Raw genomic sequence first — 15,483 nt, 5'->3', positions numbered from 1 at the left:
AGGAACCGCCATGCCCGATGTACTCGGCTGGCGCGCCAAATTCGGCGTGCTGGCACCGTCCACCAACACCGTGGTGGAACCGGATTTCGCCCGCTTGGGCGTCCCCGGCGTCACCACCCACTTCGGCCGCATCCACATCCGCGACCAGAACATGAGCGACGACGCCGGTATGGGCCGGCTGCTGGACCAGATCCGCGCCGAGATCGTCGCGGCCTGCGAGCGGGTCCTGACCTGCGAACCGGACTACATGGTCATGGGCATGTCCGCCGAAACCTTCTGGGGCGGTGTGGAAGGCAACCGCGCGTTCGTGCGGCAGATCCACGAGGTGACCGGCCTGGAGGTCGCCACCGGCGCCGAGGCGTGCCGCCGGGCCCTGGAGTTGTACGGCGCCACCAGGATCGGCGTCGTCACCCCGTATCAGCCGGTGGGCGACGAGAATGTCGTGCGGTTCTTCGGCGAACTCGGCGCGAAGGTCGGCGCGATCAAGGGATTGCGTTGTCCCACAGCCGTTTCCATCGCACACGTCACCGAGGACGAACTGCGCGCGGCGCTCCGCGAGGTCGACGGCGACGACATCGACGCCCTCGTGCAGTGCGGCACCAACCTCTCCATGCTGCGCCTGGCCGACGAGGCCGAACGCTGGCTGGGCAAGCCGGTGATCGCGATCAACGCCGCCACCTGGTGGATGGCGCTGCGCGACAACGGTTTCGATGATCGGATCGAGGGCGCGGGTGGCCTGTTGCGCGACCACTGACACCCGGCGCGCGACCCCGGGACGGCGGCGGGATTCCTTCCTCTCATCCCGCCGCCCGGCGCCCGTCCGGCCGCGGCCGGACGGGCGCTGTCGCGTCGCGCTATTGATGGGTCGGATCGATCCAGCGCCCGATCGACGCCGATCGCACCGGCTCGATCAGCCGCGGCGCCAGGGTCTGCGGGAACTCCGGCCCCCAGTTGGTGGGGTCACCGGTCATCACGACTTTCGCGTTGTCCGTGTACCAATCGACCAGATCGGCATCGGACCGCAGCAGCCACGTACAGCCCTGCTCGGCGTCGGCGGTGAAGTCGCCGTGCCGGATGAACGGCGGCCGCCAGAAATACGTGCCCGGCCACATGGTCCCGAAGTTGTACTCGAAACCCCCGTCCAGGCAATAGGCCTCCTCACTGCACGGGTGATGCGCCAGCGGCACTTCCCGCCACCCCGGCTTGGCCTTGATCAGCCGGGTGTAGAACCCGGTCTTCTCGTCGCGATGCAGCAGTTTGATGTAGAGCCCCGGTACCGGCGTGCCGCCGAGATCGAAACGCATGGGACTGCCGTCCTTCACGTCGATCCACGGCATCGCGGCGGAATCGAGAATCACGAGAACCTGGTCGGGACGGACACTTTCGCGATCACCGTCCGCGAGCTCGAAGGCCCAGTCCGCCCCCTCGCGGAACAAGAGGATCTCGGTCCCCGCCGAGACGGTGAGCGACGGCGTCCAAACCCCCACGGGCGCCGTCCAATACCCGCCCGGCCCGAGCTCGGTGTCCCCGATGGTGACCCGCCCCGACAGGACGTACCACTCCGTCTCGGCCGCGTGCACCCCCGCCGGCCGCGACCAGTCGCTGATGAAAGCCACCTTGAGCGAGGCGGATCCGTCCTCCTCGTCGTAACTGAGATTGCGCTGTCGCGCGGTCCCGGTGGCGTGCTGGAACTCGGCGATATGCCAGATCAGGTCTTTTTCGTCGATGAGTTCGACATGCGGACGCATGGATCCTCCTGGAGGAGTGTCGATTTACGCTACAAAATGTATCGCTTACCAATAAGCGCTGCAACCTGTACTGTTTATCCCGTGAACAGACCCGGACGCCCCGCAGGCCCGGCCGCCGACACCGCCGAGATCGTGCTCACCGCGGCACTGGAGCTGATCCTCACCGAGGGCGCGGCAGCGCTGACTCCGCAACGGCTGCACAGCATCACGGGTGTGGCGCGCACCACGATCTACCGGCACTGGCCCACGACGAGAGACTTCCTCGCCGCGCTGATCGAGGTGGCCCCCCACCCCGCCGCGGAGCCCACCGGCGACGCGGTCACCGACCTGCACGCCGAGGTGGACCAACTCTGCGATCGCCTGCGCGACAAGCCCGTCGCCGCCTTCCTGCGCGCCCTGATCACCGCCTCGGCCACCGACCCCGACTGCGCCGACCTGCGCCGCCGCTACGTCCGGGACCTGCTGGCCCCCTTCCATCGCGGCGTCCGAGCCCTCGGCATCGAGGACGAGTCCGTCGTCGAGGAGACCGCGAAGGCCGTCGTCTCCCCCCTCCTGATCGATGTGCTGCTGCTGGATCTCCCGGTCGATCGCGACCGGGCCCACCGCACCGTCGCGGAAGCGCTGTCCCGCACCACAATTCCCCCGTCCTGACCCCAGCGAGGTTCCGATGACCAATGCCGTAGGCCCGAGAGCCGTCTTCGGCGTGATCGTGCCCAGTACCAATACCGTTGTCGAGCACGATTATTGGCGATCCGGAGTTCCCGGCATCGCCTATCGCGCCGGCTCCATGTACATCCCGGATCCGGTGATGGGCAACGACGACGATTTCCGCGCCCTGCTCGGCCAGATCCGCGCCTCCATCGACACCGCCGTCCGCGACGCCCTCACCGCCGAGCCGGACCGCATGGTGATGGGTATGTCGGCCGAAACCTTCTGGGGCGGTGTCGAAGGCAATGCCGCGTTCGAACAGCGCCTGCGCGACCGCACCGGCCTCCCCGTCACCACCGGCGCCAGTTCCTGCCGCGCCGCCCTGCGCGAACTGGGCTGCCACCGCATCGCCGTCTTCTCCCCCTACCAGCCGGTCGCCGACGTCGAGGTCGGCCGCTTCTTCACCGAAGCGGGCTTCGACGTAGCCGCCATCACCGGCCTGCGCTGCCCCACCGCGATGGACATCGCCCGAGTCGACCCGGACCGCCTGCGCGCCATGGTCGCCGAGATAGACGTGCCCGGCGTGGAGGCCGTCGTCCAGGTCGGCACGAACCTCTCCTTCGTCGCCCAGGCCGACGAGCTGGAACGCGAACTCGGCAAACCGGTGATCGCCATCAACGCCGCCACGCTCTGGTACGCGTTGCGCGACCACGGTTTCGACGATCGAGTCGACGGCGCCGGCACCCTCCTGCGCGATCACTGACCACAACGGAAACACCGTTTCGACAGAAGAAACACACAGGCAACCGGCCCGCCCCGCCCGGCACATACGGTCGGCGCACAACGTTCCCCCCTGCCGTCCCGTTCACGGAACAGCCTGTCCCCCACTTGGAGTCGCGATGCGCGTCCACCTCGTCACCCTGATCGCCGCCGCCTGCCTGGCGGGCCCGGCCGCCACCGTCCCCGCCGCCGCGGCCCCCACCACCGTCGACATACCCTGCGCCGGCGCGATCCACCACCAACCCGCCGACTGGTATCTCCCGGAGGGCGCCCCGCGCGGCTTGGTCTGGCTCCAGCACGGTTTCGCCCGAACCGACGCCAACGTGGCCGATCTCGCCGAAACCCTCACGGCGGCGGGCTATCTGGTCTTCACCCCCAGCCTCCCCTTCATCGATCCCGCCGGCTGCACCCTCCAGAACCTCGGCGACAACACCCCCTTCCTGAACCAGGTAGCGGCCCTGTTCACCACCGCCGACGACCCCACCGGCCCGCTGGCCACCTCCCTGGCCGCCGCGGCGACCGCCCGGAACCGCCCCACCCCGGCACTCCCCCGCGACCTGGTCTTCATCGGCCACTCCGCCGGCGCCGAGGCGGTCGAATACGTCGCCCACCGCCTGCACACCACCGCTCCCGCCCAATGGGGGAACCTCCACGGCCTGATCCTCCTCGACCCGGTGAAGTCCTTCCTGGGCAACAACACCGACACAGCCCTCACCGATCTGGACCGAACCCCCCTGCCCGTCCTCACGATCTCCGGCCCACCGGCCCCCTGCAACAACTTCGGCACCGGCACCACGGCCCTGCAAACCCTCCTGCACCGAACCTTCATCGGAGTCCGCCTCCCCACCGGCGCCCACACCGACGCCGAGGGCGCCAGCACCGACGCCCCCGGCGAAATCTTCTGCGGCGCACCCCAGCCCGCCAACGTGGCCACCCTCCAGCACCTGGCCACCGAGTGGACCACCGACTTCCTCACCGCCACAACCACTCCCGCCGACTACCCCACCGGCACGCCGCCCACCATCCAAGCCGCCCCGAATGCCGAGCCCCTTCACGGCGCCTGATCACATCTCCATCTCCCCGTGATCATGCCCACTCCCCGGCGCCCCGCCCATCATCCGCAACATGGGAATCCCGCCCGTCCGCACGAACCGCGCCACCAGCACAGCGGCGAGCACCAGGAACACGATGTTCAGCCAGGTCGTGTAATTCCACCGAATCCCCTCCGTCATGACCATGGCATCCCGCTCGGTAGGCGTCAGCCGCGCCACCCCGAACAGAATCTCCACCAGGTACCCCGCCCCCACCATCGCGACGTAGAACGTCCCGAACAGAACGAGCGTCATCCGAACCCCGTAGTACTTCCGATAGATGTTGAGAATCGGCAGGATCAGCAGATCGGCGAACACGAACGCCACCACCCCACCGAAACTGATGCCCCCGTTCCACAGCACCGCCGCCAACGGCACGTTCCCGATGGAACACACGAACGCCGCGATAGCCACCGCCGGCCCGACGATCGGCCCCCACACCGCCGACAACACCGAATGCCCCTCCAGAAAAAACCTCTGCCAGAACGCATCCGGCATCCAGGCCCCGATGGCCCCCGCAATCAGCAACCCCACCACCAGATCCCGCAGGATGGCGGCCCACTCCATCACGAACACGTGTGCCACAGCCGTGAATCCCCGACCCGACACCAGTCGCCGCCGGAACGACCCCTCACCCGCTATCGCCATGTCCATGCCCGCATGCCCCTCCATAGCCCCGGCCACCCCTCGCTCCGCCTGCTCCCGAGCAGCCTCCACCAGCCGAGACCGCACGAAGACCCGGAACAACAGGGCCACGAACACGATCATGATCGGCCCACCCACGAACTCCGCCACGGTGAACTGCCACCCCAGCAACAGAGCCAGAATGATCCCCAACTCCACCACCAGATTGGTGGAACCGATCTCGAAAGCCATGGCCGCCGTGAAGTTCGCCCCCTTCCGGAACAACGACCGAGCCAGCGCCACCGCCGCATAGGAACACGACGAAGAAGCCGCCCCCAACCCCGCGGCCACCGCCAACGTCCGCGGCCGATCGTCCCCCAGCAACCGCACCACGGTCGACTTCCGCACCAGCGCCTGCACCACGGCGGACAAGAAGAACCCCAGCACCAGCGCCCAGAGAATCTCCCACGTCATGGCCCCGGCCAACCCCAGCGCATGTCCCACAGCCCGCACAACGATTCCTTCCCTCGCACCACCGAGTACTCGAGAGACCATATACCCCCATGGGGTATATGCCAATCACCCGGCACCCGCGACATCGAGACCGCTCGCCCGCGACCGATCCGGTTCAACGCGAACCTGGCGCCGTGACCTGATGCCAGTCCAGCGCTCATCCACGCGACCTGGACAGCGGTTCGGTAGCGGCGCCCGGCATGCGGCGGATCGCCGGATCCGCCGCCCCCCGTGCTCTACCCTGGGTCTGTCGAACACCGCGGCGATCACCGGAACAGGCTGGTGATCAACACGATTCATTCGAGTACGGAGCCGGAGGGAAAGATGGGACGATGGGCGGCAGGGGCACTGGGGCTGGTAGCCGCGGTCCTGGTGATCGAATGCGGCGGGCCGGCACATGCGGCCGATCCCGTCTACTTCACCTATCAAGGTCTGAACTGCGCGGTCTCCCCCGCCGGCCTGCTGGGCTGCGACCTGCCCGACGGGCTGATGGTGACGCAGCGGCCGGGATTCCTGCCGTCGGGCAGCGCGGACGGCCTGACCCTGCCGACGCCGGGGCGGCAGATCACCCAGGACGTCGTGGGTGCCCCGATGCACGGGACCTCCCTTCCCGGAACCCCGTTCACCCTCCCCGGCGGCAATCCGGCCCCGGTGTACGAACCGAACGGCTGCCCGGGACAAGCCTGCACACCGAATCCGCCCCTACTCGGAACCCAGATCCGTTGTGGCGACGGCCATTACATGGCCCGCGGCTGCGTCACCGCTGACCGGCACGGATTCTCGCTGGCCCAGCCCGGCCAGGTCACCGTCTACTGAGTCGGTACCGCACGGCCGTCAGTTCGGCGGGAACTGCCCCTGCGCGGTGACGGTGGCGCCGTTCAGAGTGAATATCACCACACCGGATCCGGTCGGGCAGCACAGGGGATCCTGCGCTTCGGGCCATTTGTACTGCACCGAGACGGTGTCACGGGTCTTCCCGAGCACCGTGGTGTAGGCGTACGGCTGCGTGGTGGCCGTACCCAGATACGTTCCGCCCGTGAAGAACAGGACGTGCGTGACGGGGTGGATCCCCGGCCCCTGCAGAGCCACCCACGACAACACCCCCGCACATCCGGCCGCGATCGGATCATCACTCGCACCCTGCACAACCCACTGATCATCCGGCAACTGACCTGCCAGACTCACGACCGCGGAGTGGACGAGCGCCGAATTCACGTCCAAGCACAGCCCATGACCACTACCGTCCCCAGTGGCCACACCCGGGGACGCGGTGACCGCCGACGCGGTGGCGGTCGACGAACCGGCCGACGGCACGGGCCCGGCGGCGATGACCCGGCTCGGCGCCACACCCACGTCCGTCATCACAGCACTGTCCGCCGCCGCCGGTCGTTCGGTCGTGTGACATCCCACGACAGCACACGCGGCGACCGCGACCGCCGACACGACCGACAACTTGATGTTCATACCTGTCCCCACTGTTTCGTTCGAATCGAACCCGTCGCACGCGAGCAGCGCCGCACCGGATCTCCAGGCCGCAACCAATTCGTGACGAATTCTGTTGTACAGCAATACATCAGAACCATCGGACCACTACCATCCCGCGTTAACTCCCGCCACAGCAAGCGGTCGCACCGGTAGCGATCGACCTCCACCGGCGAACGATGGCTCGTAATGAAACATGCTCCGCCAGAACCTCATTCACCGACACAGCGGCCGCAGTTCGACGGATGCCGAGACATCGCGGGCCCGGGTCCGCGGTTGGCGTCCGCCCGGTTATGAGTATCCGCACCAGCACGATCTGTGGCATGCCCGAGGATTCACAGTCCCGCTCTGGTCCCGCTCTGCGTATGCCGGCGGATGTAACCGCACGGCGGACCCCAACCAGCCCGGGCACGGCATCCGAGAGCGGGCGATGCTCGACATATCGGTGCAGCTCAATCCGCCGATTTGGTTGAACAGGGGTGTCGTGAGGTACTCTCATCGAGCACTCGCCAAGCGGGTGCGGCGGGCTGTGGCGCAGCTTGGTAGCGCACTTGACTGGGGGTCAAGGGGTCGCAGGTTCGAATCCTGTCAGCCCGACCATCGTAAAACCCCTCCTGACCTGGCCAGGAGGGGTTCTCGTGTCTCCGCCGGAAGGCAGCGCGGGGCTCGGTTGTGGACCAGTTGTGGACCAAACGGCAATCACCGGGCATATCGGGCACGTCACGCGTGAGGTGGCACACAGGACGTCGAACGTGCCTGGCACGGGTCGGCGAGCAGTTCCGGGACGCGCCATATGGGCCGTAACCGAGGTCGGCAACTCCCCACAATCCAATTTGCCGAAGGATTGCCTGACTGTTTTTGGTGTCGATTCCGTGGGGAATCTCAATCCCCCCGGCGTGCCCACCCGCCTCCTGGTCGATGACGAAGGTCAGCAGCGCCAGCTGCTCATGCACTTCGTCCGGAGCGTTTCGGCCATGTTCGTAGATCACCTGCCAGGCGCCAATGAATCCCACAGCCGAGCGGAGCAGCACCGTGCTCGGCTTGACGGCACCCGAGAACACCCGCAGGAAGACTCCGGCGTCAGGCAGTGGCCATCCCGGTTGTGCTTCCACTGCGGGCAATGCCCACACCCCTGGTAGCGGACCCATGCGTTGAAACGGCAGTGACATGTGAATCTCCTTGAGAAGATCTGAGAGGGAACAACTTTCGGGAAGGCAGGCGAAAGCGACCAAGCAGCAGGAGACCGAACTCATCGTCAGTCCCACAGCCCGGAACACGGCAGGAACGGAAGACCCGGCTGTACGTCGTCATCGACGACCACGCTGAGATCCAGCTCGGAGAAGCTGGCAGCCAGTTCGTCGGCCACGCTCTGGGCCTGTTCGGCACCAGCTTGGAAGTCGAGTCGCAGTGCACCGAGCTCGATGTGGATATGACGCACATTTGGCCGCATTCCTCTTGTCTCCCTTGCTGTTTGGTTAACCTCAGCGACGTTGACCTACCGCAAGCCTGAATTTTCCCCGGTCAGGGGCTATACCGTCCCCTCGCGGCCAGATATGCGTCCGGCGCATAGTCCAGTAGCTACCAAAGGATTAGGCTCAGGTCGTTTACTCGCAAAGCGAGAAATCCCCAGGTCAACGGCTTAGTTCAGGGAAGGAACCATTCGGTATGAGCCAGACGGCAACTACTGCGGCCCCCGATGCCAAACCCCAACGACACACGGTCAACGGCGATGTTCATCTGCTGCTGCGCCGCGGGCATGAGGTGCTGTTCGGCCTGCGCCAGAACACCGGATTCGAAGATGGGGCATGGCATCTGCCCTCGGGACACCTCGAGGTCGGCGAATCCGTCGTCCAAGCGGTGATCCGGGAAGCAGTGGAAGAGATCGGGGTGACGATCAGCCCCGAGGACGTCCACTTCACGCACATCATGCACAACTCGGCATCAGGTGGCCGGGTGGCGTTCTTCTTCACGGTGCGCACCTGGCAGGGCGCTCCGGAGAACCAGGAGCCCGACAAGTGCGGTGATCTCCAGTGGTTCAACGTCAATGAACTGCCCGAGCACATGATCGCCTACTGCCGGTTCGCCATGGAACGCATCGCCGAAGGCCAGCAGTTTTCGACCTACGGCTGGTAGCTCGATGCTGACGGCACGCGCCCAACCGATCGTCTGCTTCAGCTACCTTGCCGCGGCTCAGCTCTGGCGCGTGCCGCAGTATCCCCCTGCCAACTCCGGCGCCTCGATCGAAGCGGCCGAATACTCGATCGCCGCCGACGCACCGATGGCAGCTGCGGTACTGGTGGCCCTCGATGCCCCAACACTGCTCATTGCCAACAACATTGGCACCGACCACCTCGGCGGGCAGGCCCGCACCTGGCTCGAGCAGCACAACGTTCCGACCACAGCCGAGGCTCACGAGAACCTGAGCACCCCGTCGATCACGGTCATCGCCGACGGCGCAGCCACGCGAACATGGTTCGCCCATCTGCCCGGTGTGGTCGACGCGCTCCAGCAGGTAGATCTGTCGCCGGTTCACACCGCCGCATTCGTGTACGTCGATGCCTATGAACTCATCGAGAAGGCCGCGGTGCGGGTCGTCGCTGCGGCCAGAGCGGCGAATACCCCAGTGCTGATCAACCTCGGCGGATCACCACTGTCCGATGGTGTACGCCAGGCCGTGGCCGGCTACGAGAAGCTGCTGCTTCAGACCAACGTCGATGACGACGACCATGCCGAAGCACCCGTGGTCGCTAGAACGCTTCTCGCTCAGACGGAAGCGGCCTGGGTGGTGGTGACGGCCGGAGCATCCGGTGCAGTGGCCGTCAGCCGCACCGAGGAGATCTCCGTGCCCGCCTTCTCGGTGGTGGTGCGGCATACCCATTGTGCCGGCGCCGCTTTCTCAGGTGGGCTGCTCTATGGCCTCTGGGCTGGTTGGCCGATGGAGCGCAGCATGGTGCTCGGGTCGGCCAGTGGGGCACTGCGGTGTGCACGGGAGCAGGGTGGCGCACTGCCGACGCTCCGCGAATTGGAAGCATTTATCGCGGTTCATGGACAAACTTTCGCCAGCTGATGCCTCGGGATGGAGAATGGAGGCCAACAGGTTCGAGAGGAAGCCGGGATGGGTTTCAGAGAAGACATGCGCGAGGCCGACGATCGGTACATCAGCCCTGAGGACCAGTGGACGGAATTGCAGGACTGGTTAACTGATTTCGTGCCGGAAGCTCACAGACGAGGATGGAAACCGGAGGTATATCCGCCAAAAGGTGACGGACATAAGATTCATGGCTGGTGGGTCTATGGTCATGGACGCGGATTCGTGTGGGTCGTTGCCGAAGACGGTTCTATCTGGCTGGTCGGAAAGGAAGGTTCCCCGCGTGGACCGTTTGATAGCCTCTCCGCGGCGGAGATCCTGGACGTGAAGGAATTCAAAGCATTTCTGACTCGCGCATTGGCGAACCCTGAAATACGGTTTGGCCCTTGGAGTGGGTGAATTTCCGACAATCTCGGTGTAGCACACGGTCAGATCGCCAGACCGACCTGACCGTGGTGGAAATCGAGACATTTTCTGGTCAGTAAACCTCCCACTCCTCCATCCACCCCATCACCTCAGCGAACCGCGCCCGGCTCATCCGCTTCCTCGCGGCCTCCTCGGCGGATTCCTCCTTGGCCCCGTACTGCCACCACGCCTCGCCGGTGTGCCGGTCCATCACCAAAAACCGATCCTTGACCGCCGGGCCCCGTATCACCAGGGAGGCGGTGAAGGGTTCGGCGACAACGGCATGCACCATCGAGTGGTGCAGGGCGTAGGAGGTGCCCACTGGCTCCTCCCGAGCCAGCAGCACCCGCAGGTTCGTCGGATCCACCAGCTCATCCAGTTCGGCGTTGCCGAACAGGTAGTGCCGGTAGTGTCCGCGCAGAATCCGGCTGGCGTAGCTCCACCGGTGGTTGTGTGGCCGGTCGAAGTATCCCGGCAGGAAGATGTGCAGCCGGACCCGGAAGCCGGCGGTTGGATCATCGTGCAGCACGATCTTGTCCAAAATGTCGTAGTGCTCGCAGAGCTTCATCAGTTCCGGCCGATCAGGCAGATCGGCGAGACGACGGCGAACAATGTCCGGGTCCAATGCCAGCTCGTCCAGTGCCGTCCGGGTCACATGCTCGACCGCGTCGAGGTTGTCCCAGTCCAACGTCCGCAGTGGTTCCACCACGGAGTCCATGTGCATGACCTTCACTCCTCCGCTTGAGATTCGTCTTTCGCGCTGGATTTCCACAACCGGCAGACCGGCACGATGTCGTCGTAGGCCGCACACGAGGATTGGCCCAGCACCACCTCCTCGGCCGGGCAGCCACCCATGCAGGCGCTGGATTTACAGCCGCCGCAGGAACTTTGGCCGAGAGCGCTGGTGAACAGCTCGAACTCGTTGACGCCATGGTTCAGTTGCACCTGGCCGTCGACCATCTCCGCGAAGTGCAGCTCGGTGTCGAACAGGTAGGAGCAGACGTAGCACCGGCCGTCCGGGAAGATCGAGATCCGATCCAGGGTCCGGCCGATGCACCCCTGGTAGCCCTCGGCGGCGTAGCGTTCCATCTGATCCCGCCGGGCATATGTCGGCTGGTACCACACCCTCGTTTTGTACTGTGGTGCAACAGTATTCAGGTGGTCGCAGAACTTCACCCACTCCGGCGGCGTCATGGCCAGTTCCGGATTGCCGTGGCCGGTGCCGATGGTGGAGAAAACATGGAACTTCACCAGGCTGACGCCGAGCACATCCGCAATGTCGAGGAGCTGCAACACATCTCGCTCATTGGCCTCGTTCACCGTGCAGATGATCCGGGCATCGAAGCCCCGCTCGGCCAGTTCGCGGGTGGTTTCTATCGCTTCGTCGAAGGTGCCACGCCCGCGCACCGCATCGTGAGTGTCCCGGCTGCCACCATCCAGACTGACCTGCACGTAGGCGAAATCGTCCGGTTCGAGCTGCCGGAAGCGGCGCAGCGCCGGTTTCTGGGCATTCGTGGTGGTGATGACGTGCTCGTAGCCCAGCTGGCGGCTGAGGCGGATCACCTCGCAGTAGTGCGGGTGCAGCGTCGGCTCCCCACCGAGGATGGTCAGCTTGTTGCCCCCGAGCTTCCTCCAGGTGGCGAGGGTGTCCACGATCTTCGGCAGCGGCATCTTCAGTGCCCGCTCCAGCCGTTCGCCCATATAGCAGTGCTCGCAGCGCAGCTGGCAGGCTTCGGTGATGTACAGGTAGACGTTGCGAAACCGCCCATAGGGGATGCGGTCGATCCGGTCGGGCCGCGGCACCGCGGCACCACGGGGCATCCGGGCATGGCCGTAGCTATCACCAGCCGCACGAACCTGCGGGTTGGGCAAAGAAACATGAGTCATAACGTTGAACTCCGTGAAATAAGCAGTGGGGCAAGCAGGTTCGCTGCGCCCTCGATGGTGTTGGTGGTATCGAGCTGGGTGACCGGCACGCCTGCGGAGGTGAAGCCATCCCGGATTCCGGCGGCAGTCTCGTGGTAGCGCTGCAATCTGGCCTTGAACAACCGCGGTGAATCGCCGCGTCTGGGATGAAGCAGCCCGCCGCAGCGAACACACGCCCAGGGGTCGTCCTCCTGCGCCAGGGCGGGAAGGCGAGGATCGTGGATCGGATCCCGTTCGCACCGGTGGCAGACTTTCCGGGTGCGGGCTCGCTGCTTCAGGGTCTTGGCGTCGGTGATCGCTTCGATCGGCTCGATCCGGCACCCTGGCGCCGCGGCCAGCATGATGGCCAGGAGCTGATCGACCTGCCCGCGGCTACCGGGAAAGTTGTCCATCAGGATGGTGTGAACCATCGAATCCCCTTGTGTAGCCGTCACATACGACCGAACTGCTCGACCAACCGTGAACTCGTCGATCCACCCGAGCCGCTCTGGCGATATGGCCGTGGCGGCAAGGGCCTCGGTCGGCACGTGCTCCCGCAAGCGGAAGATCCGCCGACCGGGTTCCGATCCGAGATGCAACGTCAAGGTGGTCTTGCCAGCAGCAGGCGGTCCGAAAATGGGAACGATCAGACGGAGCGCCACCGTGGTCCCCTTTCGTGTGAGCCGTTGAGGTTCTGACCCGTTCAGGGTCGGTTTCGGCGGCGAAAACGGCTACGACAAGGGCGTATTCGGGGTATGTATGAAACGTATAGCCGTCACCGTCAAGGGCTGGTAGGGTCACCCGACCGACGGGTAAGGGCGGGAAAACCCCAGGTAAACCAGGAGCGGACAGCCATGAGGCGGGAGCCTGATCAGCAGCGCTACTGCGCGGACTGTGGTACCAGGTTGAACAGCTTCAACAACGAAATCCTCTGTGGCCCATGCGAAGTTGCCTCACGAGGCGAGCGGCATCAGCCGCCGACAGTACCACCGAGCTTTTGGCGGACGGACCAGATGCGCGACGCCTGCGGCACCTGGCACATGGGCCGGGTGATCTATGCCTACCGGACCCACCCCTTCCACATCCGCCAGCTGCCGCAGGAACTGATGGCCACCTGGCTGGGGTTGACCCAGGCCCAGCTGAGCCGCATCGAGAAAGGCCCGGCGCCCGAGCAGCTCTCCAAGCTGATCCGGTGGGCCGAGGCGCTCGGTATCCCGCATGAGCTCCTGTGGTTCAAATTGCCCGACAGCGACGCCGCTTCGACGGTGGCCACCAGTTCCACCGGCGATGATGCCGTGGCCCTCGCACAGTGGTTGACCTCTAATGGCACCAGCCCACCGCCACCGAATCGTGGCGAAGAGCTGGCACGAGTCGGCCGGGCACTTGACGATGCGCGGCGCTATTTCGACGGCTCCGTCATGGAGTTCTTCCGCACCCAACTCGTTCGCTGCAAGACCGACGATGGTTTCCTCGGTCCGGCCGAAGCCTTACCGCTGACGCTTGCCGTGATCGGCGCCATCCGCCGGCACTCCAGAGATGTTCAGCCCGAGGTTCGCCGCCAGCTGCTGGCGCTGGGTGCTGATGGGGCCGAATTCGCCGGCTGGCTGTATCGGGATCTCCACGATCCGCTCACCGCGACGTTCCTCTACGACCGGGCCATGGAATGGGCGCAGGCAGCGGGGAGCCTGCCGATGCAGGGCTACATCCTTCTCAAGAAATCCCAGATGGCCTACGAAACACGCGACAGCGGCACCGTGTTGACCCTCGCCCAGGCCGCCGGGGGTGGCCCCTGGCAGTTGCCGATGCGGGTGAAAGCCGAAGCGGTGCAACAGGAAGCCTTGGGCCTGGCCATGATCGGTGAACCCGCCAGTGTGGTCGATCACCATCTGGGCGAGGCAGAAAAGCTCCTCGCTCAGGCTGATCGCGACGACGACCATCTGTTCGGCACCTACTTCACCAACGACACCCTGCTGCTGCGCTCCGCCAGCTGCTACACCGAGGCGGGCAAACCGCGACGGTCATCTCAGCTGTACACCACCGTTCTCGACAGTGGCCGCCTCTCCAAACGTGACCAAGGATTCTTCAGTGCACGGCAGGCCCATGCCCTGGCCCTCAGTGGTGAGCCCGATGAAGCAGCCGACCTCGCCACGAAAGCGATTGCCGTGGCACGTGAAACCCATTCGGAACGCACCATGAACGTCGTGCTCGAAGTGATGCGCGCGCTGGAGCCATGGCGGACCAGAACACGTGTTCGTGCTCTGGTCGGTGTCCTACGCCCCCGCGGTTGACCCGCTCCTCAGCCAGCGCGACACGATGCCGATCACCTCGGCCTGGTACTGCTGGCTCTTGGGATTTAGGTACTGCGGATCATCGTGGACGGCGAAACCATGCTGCGACCCTTCGATCTCGACCAGTTCCACCGGCGCGGTGAACTGAGCAAGGGCGGCCCGCGAACCGTCGATCGGCACCAAGGTGTCGGCGTTGCCGTGAACGATCAGGGTGGGGGTGGTGATCTCACCGAGGATTTCGTTCGGCTTCAGCCAGAACACCTCGTTCAGCAGCGGCCGACCGTGCTTCAGGGTCGGCGTGAACTGCACGGCGCCAGTGTTATTCAGCTCCTTGGCCCGCTCATCGCTGATCCTGTCATCGTGCCAGTAGTCGCGGGTGTCGATGGTGCGCTTCTTGTAGTCGAACTGCGGATTGAGCAGCACCAACCGATGCAGCTCATCCGGCCGCTTGGCGGCGTAGTAAGCCGTGACCCCACCGCCGAAACTGGCTCCCAGCAGACTGATCTCCGTCGCACCGGTCACCTTGCGCAGTTCGGCCACCACGACGTGGATGTCGTTGAGGATCGTGGAGAGCGTCAGCTCCTCCTGGCGGCCTTCGCTGTCACCGTGGCCGCGCAGGTCGAATCGGAGGGAGGCGACGCCAGCCTCAGCGAGGCCGGCGGCCAGTCGGGTGAAGAATCCACCCTCCTCGCGGGTGACACCTCCACCGTGGACCAGGACCACGGCTTGAGCTGCCGGATGCTCCGGAGTGACCAAGGTGGCGGCGAGGTGGAGGCCGTCGAGGGTGCGGATGCTGAGGATGGTGCTCGAAGGAGTCACGATGTTAGTCAAGCAGATACGAGCTGGCGGTTCGAGCTGGTGCGAGTCGGCATCCCAGGTGATGGACATGGCGTTCTGACCTCGATGACGAA

The 15,483-nt window shown here is 65.4% G+C and carries 18 protein-coding genes and 1 tRNA gene; 11 read left to right on the top strand and 8 right to left on the bottom strand.

All coding sequences use genetic code 11. From position 1 onward, the window contains the following. The first annotated feature begins 10 nt into the window (after positions 1-10). Positions 11-754, top strand: a complete 744-nt coding sequence (locus NRB56_RS08335) for a maleate cis-trans isomerase family protein (protein WP_153340035.1) — start codon at positions 11-13, stop codon at positions 752-754. A gap of 100 nt (positions 755-854) precedes the next feature. On the opposite strand, the gene NRB56_RS08330 is transcribed toward NRB56_RS08335, so the two are convergent. Then, positions 855-1,748: a DUF4437 domain-containing protein gene (locus NRB56_RS08330; RefSeq protein WP_153340033.1), complete on the bottom strand. Its 894-nt coding sequence runs from the start codon at positions 1,746-1,748 to the stop codon at positions 855-857. A gap of 81 nt (positions 1,749-1,829) precedes the next feature. Here NRB56_RS08330 and NRB56_RS08325 point away from each other — a divergent pair, with 81 nt between their 5' ends. From NRB56_RS08325 to NRB56_RS08315, 3 genes are all read left to right on the top strand, one after another. Then, positions 1,830-2,399 (top strand): TetR/AcrR family transcriptional regulator, encoded by a 570-nt coding sequence (locus NRB56_RS08325; RefSeq protein ID WP_319942716.1) that lies wholly within the window; start codon positions 1,830-1,832, stop codon positions 2,397-2,399. A gap of 16 nt (positions 2,400-2,415) precedes the next feature. Continuing rightward, on the top strand, positions 2,416-3,159 hold the full coding sequence (locus NRB56_RS08320) for a maleate cis-trans isomerase family protein (protein WP_153340029.1): 744 nt from the start codon (positions 2,416-2,418) through the stop codon (positions 3,157-3,159). A 136-nt stretch (positions 3,160-3,295) separates the two neighbouring features. After that, positions 3,296-4,240 (top strand): alpha/beta fold hydrolase, encoded by a 945-nt coding sequence (locus tag NRB56_RS08315; protein ID WP_153340027.1) that lies wholly within the window; start codon positions 3,296-3,298, stop codon positions 4,238-4,240. Here NRB56_RS08315 and NRB56_RS08310 read toward each other — a convergent pair whose 3' ends face one another. Beyond that, positions 4,241-5,446: a permease gene (locus tag NRB56_RS08310; RefSeq protein ID WP_153340025.1), complete on the bottom strand. Its 1,206-nt coding sequence runs from the start codon at positions 5,444-5,446 to the stop codon at positions 4,241-4,243. A 282-nt stretch (positions 5,447-5,728) separates the two neighbouring features. Here NRB56_RS08310 and NRB56_RS08305 point away from each other — a divergent pair, with 282 nt between their 5' ends. Beyond that, the gene (locus NRB56_RS08305) at positions 5,729-6,220 is read left to right on the top strand and encodes a hypothetical protein (RefSeq protein WP_153340023.1); all 492 of its coding nucleotides are present in this window, start codon (positions 5,729-5,731) and stop codon (positions 6,218-6,220) included. A gap of 18 nt (positions 6,221-6,238) precedes the next feature. Here NRB56_RS08305 and NRB56_RS38270 read toward each other — a convergent pair whose 3' ends face one another. Beyond that, positions 6,239-6,589: an LppP/LprE family lipoprotein gene (locus tag NRB56_RS38270; RefSeq protein ID WP_194290769.1), complete on the bottom strand. Its 351-nt coding sequence runs from the start codon at positions 6,587-6,589 to the stop codon at positions 6,239-6,241. 64 nt (positions 6,590-6,653) lie between these two features. Between NRB56_RS38270 and NRB56_RS38265 the strand changes: the two genes are divergently transcribed. Both NRB56_RS38265 and NRB56_RS08295 read left to right on the top strand, forming a co-directional pair. Then, positions 6,654-6,806 (top strand): hypothetical protein, encoded by a 153-nt coding sequence (locus NRB56_RS38265; protein ID WP_194290768.1) that lies wholly within the window; start codon positions 6,654-6,656, stop codon positions 6,804-6,806. A 603-nt stretch (positions 6,807-7,409) separates the two neighbouring features. Then, positions 7,410-7,486, top strand: a tRNA-Pro gene (locus NRB56_RS08295). Positions 7,487-8,141: 655 nt separating this feature from the next. Here NRB56_RS08295 and NRB56_RS08290 read toward each other — a convergent pair. Beyond that, entirely contained in the window at positions 8,142-8,324 is a 183-nt protein-coding gene (locus NRB56_RS08290; protein ID WP_153340019.1) for a hypothetical protein, read from the bottom strand. 227 nt (positions 8,325-8,551) lie between these two features. Between NRB56_RS08290 and NRB56_RS08285 the strand changes: the two genes are divergently transcribed. The 3 genes from NRB56_RS08285 to NRB56_RS08275 are packed head-to-tail and all read left to right on the top strand — an operon-like array spanning position 8,552 to position 10,373. Beyond that, on the top strand, positions 8,552-9,019 hold the full coding sequence (locus NRB56_RS08285) for an NUDIX hydrolase (RefSeq protein WP_153340017.1): 468 nt from the start codon (positions 8,552-8,554) through the stop codon (positions 9,017-9,019). Between the two features lie 4 nt (positions 9,020-9,023). After that, positions 9,024-9,953, top strand: a complete 930-nt coding sequence (locus NRB56_RS08280) for a carbohydrate kinase family protein (RefSeq protein WP_153340015.1) — start codon at positions 9,024-9,026, stop codon at positions 9,951-9,953. Between the two features lie 48 nt (positions 9,954-10,001). Next, positions 10,002-10,373, top strand: coding sequence for a hypothetical protein (locus tag NRB56_RS08275; RefSeq protein ID WP_153340013.1), 372 nt, complete (start codon positions 10,002-10,004; stop codon positions 10,371-10,373). Between the two features lie 79 nt (positions 10,374-10,452). Here NRB56_RS08275 and NRB56_RS08270 read toward each other — a convergent pair whose 3' ends face one another. The 3 genes from NRB56_RS08270 to NRB56_RS08260 are packed head-to-tail and all read right to left on the bottom strand — an operon-like array spanning position 10,453 to position 12,946. Then, a complete protein-coding gene (locus NRB56_RS08270) occupies positions 10,453-11,103 on the bottom strand; it encodes a hypothetical protein (RefSeq protein WP_227837359.1) in 651 nt (216 codons plus the stop codon). Between the two features lie 5 nt (positions 11,104-11,108). Further along, a complete protein-coding gene (locus tag NRB56_RS08265; protein WP_227837357.1) occupies positions 11,109-12,251 on the bottom strand; it encodes a radical SAM protein in 1,143 nt (380 codons plus the stop codon). Between the two features lie 11 nt (positions 12,252-12,262). Continuing rightward, positions 12,263-12,946, bottom strand: coding sequence for an adenylate kinase family protein (locus tag NRB56_RS08260; protein ID WP_319942715.1), 684 nt, complete (start codon positions 12,944-12,946; stop codon positions 12,263-12,265). 243 nt (positions 12,947-13,189) lie between these two features. On the opposite strand from NRB56_RS08260, the gene NRB56_RS08255 reads away from it, so the two are divergent. Beyond that, on the top strand, positions 13,190-14,572 hold the full coding sequence (locus NRB56_RS08255) for a helix-turn-helix domain-containing protein (protein WP_227837356.1): 1,383 nt from the start codon (positions 13,190-13,192) through the stop codon (positions 14,570-14,572). Here the strand turns inward: NRB56_RS08255 and NRB56_RS08250 are convergent. Next, the gene (locus NRB56_RS08250; RefSeq protein ID WP_153340007.1) at positions 14,555-15,460 is read right to left on the bottom strand and encodes an alpha/beta hydrolase; all 906 of its coding nucleotides are present in this window, start codon (positions 15,458-15,460) and stop codon (positions 14,555-14,557) included. The two genes, NRB56_RS08255 and NRB56_RS08250, sit on opposite strands and share 18 nt — an antisense overlap. Between the last annotated feature and the right edge of the window lie 23 nt (positions 15,461-15,483).

Origin of the sequence: Nocardia aurantia (genome assembly GCF_009604425.1) — a bacterium.
GTDB classification, from domain to species: Bacteria; Actinomycetota; Actinomycetes; order Mycobacteriales; family Mycobacteriaceae; genus Nocardia; species Nocardia aurantia.
Note: the sequence above shows the minus strand (reverse complement) of the source record. Positions and strands in the feature narration are given on the sequence as shown.

Coding starts and splice junctions, on each gene's coding strand:
- NRB56_RS08335 (WP_153340035.1), top strand. CDS start 11: ATGCCCGATGTACTCGGCTGGCGCGCCAAATTCGGCGTGCTGGCACCG.
- NRB56_RS08330 (WP_153340033.1), bottom strand. CDS start 1,748: ATGCGTCCGCATGTCGAACTCATCGACGAAAAAGACCTGATCTGGCAT.
- NRB56_RS08320 (WP_153340029.1), top strand. CDS start 2,416: ATGACCAATGCCGTAGGCCCGAGAGCCGTCTTCGGCGTGATCGTGCCC.
- NRB56_RS08315 (WP_153340027.1), top strand. CDS start 3,296: ATGCGCGTCCACCTCGTCACCCTGATCGCCGCCGCCTGCCTGGCGGGC.
- NRB56_RS08310 (WP_153340025.1), bottom strand. CDS start 5,446: ATGGTCTCTCGAGTACTCGGTGGTGCGAGGGAAGGAATCGTTGTGCGG.
- NRB56_RS08305 (WP_153340023.1), top strand. CDS start 5,729: ATGGGACGATGGGCGGCAGGGGCACTGGGGCTGGTAGCCGCGGTCCTG.
- NRB56_RS08285 (WP_153340017.1), top strand. CDS start 8,552: ATGAGCCAGACGGCAACTACTGCGGCCCCCGATGCCAAACCCCAACGA.
- NRB56_RS08280 (WP_153340015.1), top strand. CDS start 9,024: ATGCTGACGGCACGCGCCCAACCGATCGTCTGCTTCAGCTACCTTGCC.
- NRB56_RS08275 (WP_153340013.1), top strand. CDS start 10,002: ATGGGTTTCAGAGAAGACATGCGCGAGGCCGACGATCGGTACATCAGC.
- NRB56_RS08270 (WP_227837359.1), bottom strand. CDS start 11,103: ATGCACATGGACTCCGTGGTGGAACCACTGCGGACGTTGGACTGGGAC.
- NRB56_RS08250 (WP_153340007.1), bottom strand. CDS start 15,460: ATGTCCATCACCTGGGATGCCGACTCGCACCAGCTCGAACCGCCAGCT.